Source organism: Janthinobacterium amylolyticum (assembly GCF_051380655.1).
GTDB lineage: Bacteria > Pseudomonadota > Gammaproteobacteria > Burkholderiales > Burkholderiaceae_D > Janthinobacterium.
In genome coordinates, this window is record NZ_JBNYXL010000001.1 from 58,070 (window position 1) to 71,125 (window position 13,056).

Consider the following 13,056-nt stretch of genomic DNA (forward strand, 5'->3'; position numbering starts at 1 on the left):
GTGATTTTTAAACCTATTTTATGAAAGTAAGAATGGGCCTGCATTGAAAGTGTGAGAGTTGGATTTTCTTTCCTGTTTGAGAAAACGAGTGTGTTGCTTTTTGGAAATTACTGTGTTAAATTCGCAAAACAATACTCAAAGAAAGAAAATCTCGTGGCTAATGATTTGACGCATGGAAAAGTAATGCAGGCGCTGGACTGGGCTTATGACAAGGCGGTTAATGGAGTTCCTGGCCTTGATTCCGCAGGTGAAATGGCGGACGAGTACCTTGCAGGAAACGGCACACTTGAGGAAAAAATCAATTCATTGATCCGGTGGCAAAATACCAAGGCGGGAACATCTGGATTCATTACTGGCTTGGGCGGTATTATCACCATGCCGGTCACCATTCCCGCAAATATCGCATCCGTGATGTACGTGCAAATTAGAATGATTGCAGCGATTGCCAAAATGTGCGGGCAGGACTTGCGCAGTGACAGGGTAAGGACACTGGTTTATGCGTGTCTTGCGGGCGAAGCCGCGAAAGATATTTTAAAGGATGCCGGTATTTTAGTTGGAACCAAGCTGGCTATGAGTGCAATCAAGAATATTTCCACCAAAACTATAACGACAATAAATCAGCGGGTTGGTTTCCGTTTGCTCACCAAATTCGGCGAAAAAGGGGTGGTCAATCTGGTAAAAATCGTTCCATTTGTTGGTGGAGTGGTTGGCGGAACTGTTGATGCAGTAACGACAAATTTGATTGGAAATTTTGCAAGAAATACATTTATTGATTGCGCTGAATTACAAGCGTCTTGAATGTAATGCAGCCCATATTGTTGTACGGTGCAGTATCGCTTTGTTAAACCCTGAGAAACGGTAGCCTCGGTTTTCTCCGTAAAGATGCATGCCGAGGACAAAGCCGCGATCTCATGAGTGATTCGATAGGTAGATGAATCGTCAACGCAGGGAAATCCAGCTGCGCTCCTGCACGGAGCGCAGCGCCGCATCGATCAGCCGGTCGACTTCGTAGCCGTCGCGGAAGGTGGGCCAGACCGGTTCGCCGCTGGCGATCGCGTGCAGAAAATCGCGTGCCTCGATGACGATCTGCTCGTTGTAGCCAGTGCCGTGCCCCGCGCCCTGGGAAAATGCCAGGTAGTCGGGGTGGGCAGGGCCCATCAGCAGGCGCTGGAAGCCCTGGCGCTGCGCGGGGCGGCCGGCGTCGTACAGCCATAATGCATTCTGCTCTTCCTGGTCGAAGGCAATCGCGCCTTTCGTTCCCGTGATGCGGTAGGTATAGCCCATCTTGCGCCCGGCCGCCACGCGGCTGAAGGTCAGGGCGCCCAGCGCGCCGCTGGCAAAGCGCAGCATCAGATTCCCCTGGTCGTCATTTTCCACCGCTTCCATGCCGTGCCGGCCCTGGCGCTGCGCATGCACGGTGTTCATGTCCGCCACCAGCGCATCGACGGGGCCGCCCAGGCGCAGGGCCAGATTGAGCAGGTGCGAGCCGACGTCGGCCAGCGCGCCGGCGCGCGTTGCCGTGGCTTCCCGCGTGCGCCACGAAGCGGGCGCGCGCGGGTCGTGCAGATAGTCTTCCACGTGTTCGGCGGCGACGTGGATGATCTCGCCGATTTCGCCCGAGGCGATGATTTGCCTGGCCAGCTGGCTGGCCGGCGTGCGGATGTAGTTGTAGCCGACCATATTGGCCACGCCCGCCGCTTCCGCCGCCTGCGCCAGCAGCAAGGATTCGGCGGCCGTCATGCCCAGCGGCTTTTCGCAGAAGACGGGCTTGCCCAGGGCCAGGGCGGCCAGCACGATGTCCTTGTGCGTGGCCGGAGGCGTGGCGACGATGACGGCGTCAATGGCGCGATCATTGACCAGCGCGCGCCAGTCGCCGGTGGAGCGCTGCCAGCCCAGTTCCTGCGCGCTGCGCGCCGCGCCTTCGGCGCTGCTGGTGCTGATGCAGGCGCACACGGGATTGAGGGCCGTGGGGAAAATGCTGCGCACGGCCTTGTAGGCGATGGTGTGGGCCTTGCCCATGTAGCCGGCGCCGATCAGGCCGATGTTGATGTCTTGCATGTGGAGTCTCCGGGAGTGTGCGGGATGGAATCAGGCTTGCTGGCGCCAGGCGTGGCTGTCCAGCGCATCGGCCAGGCGCGCGGCAGGCCATTGCTGCCCCAGCGCCTGCAGCATGCGCTGCTGCTGCGTGGGCGGCGCCATGCCGTCAATGGGCTGGTCGCGGTCCAGGTTGCTGGGGAAGGCATAACCTTCGGCGCAGGCGGCCACCGCGTGCGCCATGCCTTCGGCTGACAGCGATCCCTGTGCGAGCAAGGCTTGGAGCGCGGGATACAGGGCGGCGCTCATGGCGCGGCGGTCCAGCGCTTCCATGGCGCGGCCGAACGGCGACGACACTTGCAGCAGGTTGGCCATGCGGCGGATATCGGAAGAGCGGTTATGCCCGGCCGCATGGAACAGGGCGGGGTTGAAGAACACGGCGTCGCCCTTGGACAGCGGCAGCTGCACGCAATGCTGCGCGAAATAGTCGCGGAAGGGGCGCTGCTGCCAGGCCAGGAAGCCGGCCCGGTAGCGCTGTGAACCTGGCAGGTAGAGCGTCGGGCCTGATTCCAGCGGCATGTCGCAGTGGGCGACGGCGCCCTGCAGGGTGAGCATGGCGGACATCTGGTGCACGGGCGCCGGGTAGGCGGCACAGGCGGCGGCGCTCTGGAAGCCCAGGTGGTAGTCGCGGTGCGGCGCCTGGGCCGCTCCGCCCGGATTGACGACATTGACTTGCGCCGTCATCTGGTAGGCCGGTCCCAGCCACGCCTGCGCTATCCAGGCGAAGACGGGATTGCTGTAATAGCGCGCGAAAACTTCCGGGGCACGCAGGCAGAGCTTTTGCTGGGCGTTCCAGATGCGGTCATTCGCGCCCGGCTTGGCGAAATGGTCGCCGCCCGCCTGGCCGCTGGCATGCTGCTCGGCGATCAGGGCGCGAAACACGCCGCTTGCCTGTTCCAGCGACGCGAGATCATCGACGGCGCCTTGCAATACGATGACGCCGGGGCCGTCCATCAGGGCCTTGCCCCATTCGGCCTGCAGCAAGCGCAGCGCGGCGGGGCTGGCGGCCAGCGCGCGCACGGCGCCGCAGTCGTACACGAGGATATTTTCCTGCACCGCGGCGGCGTGCGGATAATCGGCCAGCACGGTGCGCTGGCTGACTGTGGCGATGAAGTCTGGCAGGTCGCAGCTTTCCGGTGTCAGCCAATAAGGGGCAGGCGGCGCTGTGCCGGCGTCGGTGGTGTGCATGCGGTGTCTCCTGATGTGGATGTTTTTCATGAATGATGTTGTAGAATCAGTATAGGCATGAAAAGCCGCATTTTTCATCAGAAAAACCATCAGAAAACCATCAATTCCATGCCCGTAAGGGGACACCCAATGACCCATCCCTTTCCCGTCAAGGTCGTGGCGCTGCAGGCCGGCGTCAGCGTGGCCACCGTCGACCGCGTCATCAAACAGCGCGGCGGCGTGCATGCGAACACGGTGCGCCGCGTCACGCAGGCGCTCGACGAACTGGCGCGGCAAAGCACCCAGGTGGGCCTGTCCGGCAAAAAATTCATGTTCGACGTGCTGATGGTGGCGCCGCGCCGCTTTACGGACGCCGTGCGCGCCGCGCTGGAAGCGCAACTGCCATCGTTGCAGCCGGCCGTGCTGCGTTCGCGCTTTCACCTGAATGAAACGCTGGAAGTGCAGGGCATCGTGGAGCAACTGGAACGCATCCGCAAGAACGGCAGCCACGGCGTGCTGCTGAAAGCGCCCGACTTGCCGCCGGTGGCCGAGGCGGTGAACAGGCTGGCGGCGGCCGGCATTCCCGTGGTGACCCTGGTGACGGATTTGCCCGCTTGCGCGCGGCGCGCCTACGTGGGCATGGACAACCGCGCGGCCGGGGAGACGGCCGCCTACCTGCTTGGCCAGTGGCTGGGCGCTACGCGAAAAAAACAGCAGGTGCTGGTGACCCTGAGCAGCAACCGCTTTCACGGTGAAGAAGAGCGCGAGATCGGCTTTCGCCGCGCGCTGCGCGAACGGCACCGGCATGTGAGCATCGTCGAAGTGAGCGAAGGCCATGGCATCGACGGCGCCACGGGCGCGCTGGTGCGCCAGGCCCTGGCCGCCCATCCGGGCATCGCCGCCGTGTATTCCATCGGCGGCGGCAATGCCGCCATCGTGCAGGCGTTCGCCGGCGCGGGGCGCCACTGCCAGGTCTTCATCGGCCATGACCTCGATGCGGACAACCTTGCGCTGCTCACCTCGGGCGCCATACACGCCGTGCTGCACCATGACCTGGGCCAGGACATGCGCCGCGCATGCCAGGAATTGCTGCGCGCGCAGGGCGCGCTGCCGCCACTGGCGCAGCCCGCGCCGCTGTCGGCCATCCAGGTCGTCACGCCCTGGAATCTGCCGCCGCTGAACTGAGTGAATTGACAGTCGGGCAAGGCTGGCCGATACTCGTCGCTTCGCTCATCGCTCACCTCAGGAAGGAATCCCCCGATGTCCGTCATCCCGAAATTGCATCAGACCGTGCTTGCCGCCTTGCTCTCCACCGCGTTTGCCATGCCCGCCATGGCTGTTGCTCCCGCCGTCCCGTCCACCGCCAGCGCAGCGTCCGCCTGGGTCGAGGCGAGCAACCGCAACGCGGCCATCGTGCTGGCGGCGCAGGCGCAGTTTTCGCCTGAAGACGCTTCCGACACGGGCCTGGCGCAATACGATGGCCTGGCCGCCGACCTGGGGCCGAAGATCACCGAGCGCCATGTGGCGGCCATGCAGAAGGCGCGCGCGCAATTGCAGCAAAAGCTGGCACTGGAACGCGACGAACGCATACGCCAGGACCTGGAAATCCTGATCGGCGCCGTCGATCAGGAAATCATGGGCACGCAGCTGGAAGCCAAATACACGCTGCCGTGGGTCGATGTGCCGCAAATGGTCTTTGGCAGCATGCAAAGCCTGCTGCAGGAGCAGCGCCCGGCCGCGCGCCGCGCCAAGGCGCTGGAACGCCTGCAGCGCTACGTGGGCCAGTATCCCGGCAGCACGCCGATCACGCAGCAGGCCAAGGCGCGCTTCACGGAAAAGATCGGCAAGCCTGGCCTGGCGGGACCCGTGCGGCTGCAGGTGGAGCAGTCTCTGGAAAACGTGCCGACGTATATCGCCGGCATCCGCAAGCTGTTTGCCGACATGAAGATCACGGGTGCGGAAAGCGCGCTGGCGGCCATGGAACAGCAATTGAACGAGTACGCGGCGTGGGAAAAGCAGGTGGTGCTGCCGCTGTCGCGCACGGATTTCCGCATGGCCCCCGAGCTGTACGCGTTCCGCCTGAAGCAGGTGGGCATTGACATCGAGCCGCGCGCGCTGGTGGAACGGGCGGAAGTGGCCTACCTGGAAACGCGCGCCGCCATGCAGGCGCTGGCGCCCGTGGTGGCGGCCAAGCTGGCGCTGAAGGGCGTCGACGGCACGGACTACCGCCAGGTGCTGCGCGCGCTGAAAAGCGATTCCATTCCCAACGAGCAGCTCGAGGCGCACTACAAGGGCGTCAACACGCAGCTCGAAGAGCGCATCCGCGCGCAGCGCGTGGTCGACGTGCCGCAGCGCGCCATGACCATGCGCCTGGCGTCGGCGGCCGAATCGGCGGCCCAGCCGGCGCCGCATATGCGTCCGCCTCCGCTGATCGGCAACACGGGCGAGCACGGCCAGTTCGTCCTCCCCGTCAGCAATCCGACCAGCAGCGGCAAGGGCGAGGCATATGACGATTTCAATTTCGCCGGCGCCGCCTGGACCCTGAGCGCGCACGAGGGCCGTCCCGGCCACGAGCTGCAGTTCAGCGCCATGGTGGAGCGGGGCGTGTCGCAGGCGCGCAGCCTGTATGCGTTCAACAGCGTCAACGTGGAAGGCTGGGCCCTGTACGCGGAAGCGGAAATGATTCCGTACGAGCCGGCCGAAGGCCAGTTCATCGCGCTGCAGTTCCGCATGCTGCGCGCGGCGCGCGCCATGCTCGATCCGATGCTGAACCTGGGGCAGGTCACGCGCGAAGAGGCGGGACGCATCCTGACGGATGAAGTGATGCTGTCGAAGCCGATGGCGCGCCAGGAACTGGACCGCTACACCTTCAACATGCCGGGCCAGGCGGGCAGCTATTTTTATGGCTACACGCGCATCCTGCAGCTGCGCGCGGAAACGGAGCTGGCGCTGGGCGACAAATTCGACCGCCTGGCGTTCAACAACTTCCTGCTGGGCCAGGGCTTGCTGCCGCCGGAACTGCTGGCCAAGGCCGTGCGCGAGCATTTCATCCCCGAGCAGAAAAAAGCCAGGGGCTGATTGACGCCACGCCACGCCGCAGCCATGGCCGCGCCGTTGACGCGACAGCGTGAACGTGGCGGCCAGGCGGTGCGGGATCGCCCTTGATTGGCGGGCCGGCGCGTTGCGCGGCGCCGTTTGCATGTCGCGCCACGGCTGCCTGCCATTTCACCCCGGCGAGCCGTATAATTACGCTAATTTTCTGGCCACTCCGGGAGTTCCGCTTGCAGTTACCGATCCGTTATCCGAACATGCCGCAACTGCTGCTGAAGGCCCGCGAGAGCCTGCTGCAGCATTTTCGGCCCATCCTCAATCACTTCGGCGTGACGGAGCAGCAGTGGCGCATCATGCGCGCGCTCAATGAAAGCCCCACCCTGGAACCGCGCGAACTGTGCGACATCTGCCAGATCTCCAGCCCCAGCATGAGCGGCATCCTGGCGCGCATGGAAGAAATCGGCCTGATCGGACGCAGCAAGTTCGAGGGCGACCAGCGCCGCCGCAAGGTGCACCTGTCGGAAGCGGGCGCCAGCCTGCTTTTGCAGATGGGCAAGCTGATCGACTTGCAGTACGCCAGCCTGGAAGAAGCCTACGGCAAGCAGGTATTCGACGACATGCGCCGCGCGCTCGACGCCTTTATCGCCCTGGAAACCCTGCCGGTGGCGCCCGCCATCCCGCGCTGAGCGGCCGTTCCCGCTTACCTTATACCTACCGTCCCGCCCGCCATGCGCGTGTTTTTTTGACACGTGCCGCCGCCGCTTTTTTCACACCTGTTTTTCTTCTTGCCGCGTCCTGCGGGGCTTGTGCGCGCATGCCTGCAAGTTTTGCTATAAGACCAAGGGATGTTTTGCTATAAGACTATGCTTGCCAGAAACTCACTTACATGTGAGTAAATAAGCGTATAATTCACCTCACTTGATCTAAATCAAGAAGAAAAGCGGAAGCACCGGTCCTTGCACCGGGCGGCACCGCGGCGCCCCAGCCGGTATTTTGCCTTCCTGGTGGAAATACATGCCGGGCGTACAATAAAACAGGAAAGTCAGGAAAAAAATGAAAATTACTTGCATGCGCGCCGTCGCGCTGGCCGTCTCCACGCTCATCGGCGCAAACGTTTGCGCCCAAAGCAATGTCACCATTTACGGCGTTGTCGACGCGGCCACGGCCTACGCCAGCAATCAGGGCGGCAACTCGAATACCTATATGCGCAGCGGCAGCTTGTCTGCCAGTAAAATCGGTTTCCAGGGCGTGGAAGACCTGGGCGGCGACCTGAAGGCGTTGTTCCTGCTGGAAAACGGCTTTGAAAGTGACACGGGCGCGATGAGCTCGGCAGGTTCCCTGTTCAACCGCCAGGCTTATGTGGGCCTGCAATCGAACGCCTACGGCACCCTGACGGCCGGCCGCCAGTACACGCCGTACTACCTGCTGGTCGGTTCCCTCGCGTCGAGCAACATCCTGACGGGCGCCACCGGTGCCCACCCTGGCGATATCGATGGCCTGGACACGACCGTGCGCATCAGCAATTCCCTGACCTACAGCATGCCCGCATGGCGCGGCCTGCAAGCGAGCGCGCAGTACGGCTTTGGCGAAGCGGCTGACGGCAATGCCGTCGGCAGCAGCTTCAGCGCCGCTGTCAAGTACAGTGCCGCGCCGGCCGAATTCGCGCTCGGCTACCTGAAACTGAAAAACGGCGAAAACAATACCAGCATGATGGCTTGCTGCAGCCAGGGCGGCTGGAACAGCAAGGCTTCGGGCAGCTTCGGCATCTCGGCCATCAACCAGGGCTATGCCTCGGCCGAGAGCGTGCAGTTCATTGCCGCCAGCGCGCGCTACACCATGGGCAAGTGGATGGTGGGCGCCAATGCCAGCAACGTGCAGTACCAGGCCGGTACCCGCTCGTCGTTCCGTGACACGGCCATCTTCAACACGGCCGGCCTGATCTCCAGCTACCAGCTGACGCCGCAGTGGTTCCTGGCAGCCGGCTACAGCGACACCTTCGCCAGCCAAGCCAACGGCATTACCGACCGCGCGCGCTACCGCCAGCTGTCGTTCGAGCAGAACTACGCGCTGTCCAAGCGCACGGCGATCTACCTGATCGAAGCGCGCCAGCTGGCGCGCGGCCAGACCCTGGGCCAGGACGGCGGCATCGTCGGCGCCGTTGCCTCGGTCGGCGATTCGCAGAACGGCACGCCGTCGTCGAACGGCGGCCAGACGGTGGTGATGGTCGGTCTCAAGCACTCTTTCTGAACGGTTGCTGAACTCACGGGAGCTTCAATTGGACGCTACACATAACAAGGAGGGCCGCGGCCCTCTGAACCCCGGCCGCCGCATGGTGCTGGCCGGCTTGCTGTCGGCTTCGGCCGCGGCGCTGATCCCCTGGGCACTGGCCGAGCCGGTCGCCGATGCGGAGCAGGGCGCCTTTTTGGGCGTGTCGGCCATGCTGGTCGGACGCCAGGTGCTCGACCCGGCGCTGGCCAAGCGCCTGTACGACGCACTGGTGGCGCAGGACGCCGCCTTCCCGGCGAATGTGCGTGCGCTGCTGTCGCTGATCAATGCGCAGGGCTTGCAGGCCGCCGGCCTGCAGCAGGCACTGGACGCGCTCGATCCGGCCCAGTCGCCGCTGGCGGCCTTGCCGCGCCAGATCGCCAGCGCCTGGTACCTGGGCATCGTCGGCACGGGCGAGGCGGCCGTCTGCGTCGCCTACGAGCAGGCGCTGAACGCGGCCGTCGTGGCCGACGTGCTGAAGCCTCCCACGTATTCCTACGGCGCCTACGGCAGCTGGGCCAGAAAACCAATTTAAGGAGCCATCATGGCTGAACAACTCTCCGCCGATTACCTGGTGATCGGCTCCGGCATCATTGGCTCCCTGGCCGCGCGCAAGCTGGCGCTGGCCGGTGCCTCGGTGCTGATCCTGGAAGCGGGACCGCGCGTCTCGCGCGGTGAAATCGTCTCGCGTTTCCGCAACACGACGCGCCGCAGTGACTGGATGTCGCCGTATCCGTCCATCGCCACGGCGCCGCACCCGATCTACCAGCCGAAGGACAATGGCTACCTGGTGCAGGCCGGCCCGTATCCGTACCCGGCCGAATACATCCGCCAGTTCGGCGGCACCTCGTGGCACTGGGCCGCGCAGGCGTGGCGCAACGTGCCCAACGATTTCCGCATCCATACCCTGTATGGCGTGGGTGTCGACTGGCCGATCAGCTATGAAGACCTGGAGCCGTTCTACCAGGAAGCGGAAGAAATCATGGGCGTCTCGGGTGCCGAGAACACCGGGTCGCCGCGCAAGCAGCCATTCCCGATGGAACCCGTGACGGAGCCGTACGCCATGCGCCGCATCCGCGAACGCCTCGATCCCTCGTATAAAGTGGTGGGCAACACGGTGGCCCGCAACAGTGTCAGCTACGCCGGCCGCCCGGCTTGCTGCGGCAACAACAGCTGCCAGCCGATCTGCCCCATCGACGCGCAATACCACGGCGGCATCGCCGCGCTGCAGGCGGAAGAAGCGGGCGTCAAGATCGTCTGCAATGCCAACGTCTACAAGCTGGAACACGACGCGCAGGGCCGCATCACGGCCGCGCTGTACTATGACGTCGACAAGAAGAGCCACCGCGTCACGGCCAAGACCTTTATTCTGGCGGCCAACGGCATCGAAAGCCCGCGCTTGCTGCTCGTTTCCGCTTCGGAGAAATACCCGAACGGCCTGGCCAACAGCAGCGACATGGTGGGCCGCAACCTGATGGACCACCCGAGCACCTCGATTACCTTCGACGCCGATGAAGACCTGTGGCTGGGCCGGGGCCCGCAAAGCCCCAATTCCATCAACACCATGCGCGACGGCGATTTCCGCAGCCAGCATTCGCCGTACCGCCTGGACTTCACGAACATTTCGCGCGTCGATGGCGCCACCAGGGAATTGATCGGCAAGGGCGTGTTTGGCGAAGAGTTCGAACAGCAGCTGCGTTTCCGCTCGGCCCGTGAAATGAGCCTGAAAAACGTGCTGGAAGTGCTGCCGAACCCGGAAAACCGCATTGCCCTGAGCAGCGAAAAGGATGCCATGGGCATCCCCAAGCCACAGGCGCATTATGCGATCGACGAGTACACCAAGCGTGGCCACGAGCGCTCGAAGCAGGATTTCGAGCAGATCGCCAAACTGATGGGCGGCACCAATCTGCGCCACAGCAAGGAAGGCGTGTTTGCCAACAACCAGCATATCTGCGGCACCCTGTCGATGGGTTCCGACCCGGCCAAGGCCGTGTGCGACCAGTGGGGCCGTACCTTCGACCACGCCAACCTGTTCCTGTGCAGCACCGGCGTGCTGCCCACGTCCGGCACTTGCAATTCGACGGAAAACGGCCTGGCCGTGGCGCTGCGCACCGTCAAGCACATCCTCGACGAGCAACAGGGAGGAACAGCATGATGACAAGCTTCAGAATGGCGGCGGGCGCCGCCTTGCTGTCCCTGGCCTTGCCAGTGCTCGCTGCCGGCGCATCCACCCCGGACGCGGCGGCGATCCAGCGTGGCCGCTACCTGGCCACGGCCGGCGACTGCATCGCCTGTCACAGCGTGCCTGGCGGCAAACCGATGGCCGGCGGCCTGGCCCTGGCCACGCCGCTGGGCGCCGTCGTCGCCACCAACATCACGCCGTCGAAAACGCATGGCATCGGCAACTACACGCTCAAGCAGTTCTCCGACGCCGTGCGCCATGGCGTGCGCGCCGACGGCGCCAACCTGTACCCGGCCATGCCTTACACGGCCTATGCCAAGGTGACGGACGAGGATACGGCGGCCCTGTATGACTACTTCATGCATGGCGTGGCGGCTGTCGACGCGGCTCCGGCCAAGCAGACTGACTTGCCATTCCCGTTCAACATCCGCCTGTCGATGTCGGGCTGGAACATGCTCTTCCTCGACAAGAAGCCTTTCGTGGCCGATGCCAGCAAGAGCATGGAATGGAACCGCGGCGCCTACCTGGCGCAAGGCCTGGCGCACTGCACCACCTGCCATACGCCGCGCAATGCGCTGATGGCCGAGCAGTTGTCGAAGGAACTGGGCGGCGCCGACCTGGGCACCTGGTATGCGCCGAACATCACGTCGGACATCAACAGCGGCGTGGGCGGCTGGAGCCAGCAGGAACTGGTCGACTACCTGCGCACGGGCCGTAGCGCCAACAAGGCGCAGGCGGCGGGACCGATGGCCGAAGCCATCGACCATAGCCTGAAGCACCTGAGCGACGCCGATTTGAACGCCATCGCCCACTACGTCAAGGGCGTGCCGGCCATCCGCGACAAGGCCGACACGAAACCGGTGACGCAATGGGGCAAGGCGGGCGAAGAGCTGAGCAGCATCCGCGGCGTGCCGCTGCCGCAGAACCTGAACAAGATGTCGGGTGCGCAGCTGTACGATGCGCAGTGCGCCAGCTGCCACCAGGCCGAGGGCGAGGGCAGTTTCGACGGCAGCTTGCCGCCGCTGTTCCATAACTCGGTGACGGGCCGCAGCAACAGCAATAACCTGGTGATGGCCATCCTCGACGGCGTGGAACGGCAGGATGGGGGCAGCGGGCACCTGATGCCGGCCTTCCGCCAGACCTTGTCGGACGAGCAGATCGTCACCCTCGGCAATTACGTGCAGAAGATGTACGGCAATCCCGCAATCAAGGTGACGGCGGAACAGGTGACGACCCTGCGCAACGGCGGTCCTGCCTCGAACTTGATCGGCCTGGCCCGCGCCGGCATCATCGTCGGCGTGCTGGTGCTGCTGGCATTGCTGCTGTGGTGGCGCGGACGGCGGCGCAAGGCAGCGTAAGCAACTTGGCAACAAAGCCCTGAAGCAAAGGCTGGGGTCAGACCCGACAGGGTCTGACCCTTTTTTTATGCGGCGAAGCCGCCGTCGATCTTCAGCCCGGCGCCAGTGACGAAGGCCGCTTCCGCGCTGGCCAGGTAAGCCACCATGCCGGCGATTTCATCTGCCGTGCCATGGCGGGGCAGGGCCATCAGGCCGTGCATCAGGTCGGCGAAGTCGCCCGTGGGCGGGTTCATGTCGGTGGCGACGGGGCCCGGTTCCACGTTGTTGATGGTGATGCCGCGTGGTCCCAGGTCGCGCGACAGCCCTTGCGTCAGGCCGCTCAGCGCCGACTTGCTCATGGCGTAGGCGGCAGCGCCGCCAAACGGCATGCGGTGCGCATTCGTGCTGCCGATGTTGATGATGCGCCCGCCCGTCCCCATGTGCGCCACAGCGGCCTTGATGCCGACGAACACGGCGCGCACGTTGACGGCCAGGGTCTTGTCGAAGTCCGCCAGCGAAAAATCGTCGATGGCGCCGGGCAGGAACACGCCCGCGTTGTTGACGAGGATATCGATGCGGCCAAACTGCGCCGCCACCTTGTCGATGGCCGCCGTCAGGGCGCTGGCGTCGGCCGCGTCGGCCTGCACGCCCATGGCTTTTCCGCCGTCCGCCTCCACCGTGGCGGCCAGCACCTGCGCTTCGGCGGCGGAGCTTTGATAGGTGAAGACGACGTTGGCGCCCTGGCTGGCAAGGCGGCGCACGATGGCGGCGCCGATGCCGCGCGAGCCGCCCGTCACAAAGGCGACCTTGTCTTGCAGTGGCAGGGAAGTGCTGGTGTTGGCTTGGGTTTGCATGATGGGCTTTCTGTGTGATGAGTCGAGAAGCTCAGTATCTGCCTTTCATTCCTGCCGCGCTAGCCGTGAATCGCTACAATCACTTTCAACCATTCGTATTAAATGA

Annotated in this window: 11 protein-coding genes; 8 read left to right on the top strand and 3 right to left on the bottom strand. The window is 64.0% G+C overall.

Going from position 1 to position 13,056, the window contains the following annotated elements; all coding sequences use genetic code 11:
• Positions 1-153 precede the first annotated feature (153 nt).
• Complete coding sequence (locus ACQ4WR_RS00295; RefSeq protein ID WP_436484504.1) at positions 154-798, top strand: EcsC family protein; 645 nt, start codon at positions 154-156, stop codon at positions 796-798.
• Positions 799-939: 141 nt separating this feature from the next.
• Here the strand turns inward: ACQ4WR_RS00295 and ACQ4WR_RS00300 are convergent, their stop codons facing one another.
• Together ACQ4WR_RS00300 and ACQ4WR_RS00305 are read right to left on the bottom strand one after the other, a co-directional pair.
• Positions 940-2,058: a Gfo/Idh/MocA family protein gene (locus ACQ4WR_RS00300; RefSeq protein ID WP_436484506.1), complete on the bottom strand. Its 1,119-nt coding sequence runs from the start codon at positions 2,056-2,058 to the stop codon at positions 940-942.
• A gap of 30 nt (positions 2,059-2,088) precedes the next feature.
• Positions 2,089-3,282: a phytanoyl-CoA dioxygenase family protein gene (locus tag ACQ4WR_RS00305; RefSeq protein WP_436484508.1), complete on the bottom strand. Its 1,194-nt coding sequence runs from the start codon at positions 3,280-3,282 to the stop codon at positions 2,089-2,091.
• Positions 3,283-3,411: 129 nt separating this feature from the next.
• Here ACQ4WR_RS00305 and ACQ4WR_RS00310 point away from each other — a divergent pair, with 129 nt between their 5' ends.
• From ACQ4WR_RS00310 to ACQ4WR_RS00340, 7 genes are all read left to right on the top strand, one after another.
• Complete coding sequence (locus ACQ4WR_RS00310; protein WP_436484510.1) at positions 3,412-4,446, top strand: LacI family DNA-binding transcriptional regulator; 1,035 nt, start codon at positions 3,412-3,414, stop codon at positions 4,444-4,446.
• A gap of 75 nt (positions 4,447-4,521) precedes the next feature.
• The gene (locus ACQ4WR_RS00315) at positions 4,522-6,339 is read left to right on the top strand and encodes a DUF885 domain-containing protein (RefSeq protein ID WP_436484512.1); all 1,818 of its coding nucleotides are present in this window, start codon (positions 4,522-4,524) and stop codon (positions 6,337-6,339) included.
• Positions 6,340-6,542: 203 nt separating this feature from the next.
• A complete protein-coding gene (gene hpaR / locus ACQ4WR_RS00320) occupies positions 6,543-6,998 on the top strand; it encodes a homoprotocatechuate degradation operon regulator HpaR (RefSeq protein ID WP_436484514.1) in 456 nt (151 codons plus the stop codon).
• Between the two features lie 367 nt (positions 6,999-7,365).
• Positions 7,366-8,559, top strand: coding sequence for a porin (locus ACQ4WR_RS00325; RefSeq protein WP_436484516.1), 1,194 nt, complete (start codon positions 7,366-7,368; stop codon positions 8,557-8,559).
• A 28-nt stretch (positions 8,560-8,587) separates the two neighbouring features.
• Positions 8,588-9,112, top strand: a complete 525-nt coding sequence (locus tag ACQ4WR_RS00330; RefSeq protein WP_436484518.1) for a sugar dehydrogenase complex small subunit — start codon at positions 8,588-8,590, stop codon at positions 9,110-9,112.
• 9 nt (positions 9,113-9,121) lie between these two features.
• Positions 9,122-10,732 carry a GMC family oxidoreductase gene (locus tag ACQ4WR_RS00335; RefSeq protein ID WP_102296242.1) on the top strand — a complete coding sequence of 537 codons (1,611 nt, stop codon included), beginning with the start codon at positions 9,122-9,124 and terminating at the stop codon, positions 10,730-10,732.
• Complete coding sequence (locus ACQ4WR_RS00340; protein ID WP_436484520.1) at positions 10,729-12,117, top strand: c-type cytochrome; 1,389 nt, start codon at positions 10,729-10,731, stop codon at positions 12,115-12,117. Before ACQ4WR_RS00335 ends, ACQ4WR_RS00340 begins: the two co-directional genes overlap by 4 nt.
• Before the next feature lie 65 nt (positions 12,118-12,182).
• On the opposite strand, the gene ACQ4WR_RS00345 is transcribed toward ACQ4WR_RS00340, so the two are convergent.
• Complete coding sequence (locus ACQ4WR_RS00345) at positions 12,183-12,950, bottom strand: SDR family oxidoreductase (RefSeq protein WP_436484522.1); 768 nt, start codon at positions 12,948-12,950, stop codon at positions 12,183-12,185.
• Positions 12,951-13,056 lie beyond the last annotated feature (106 nt).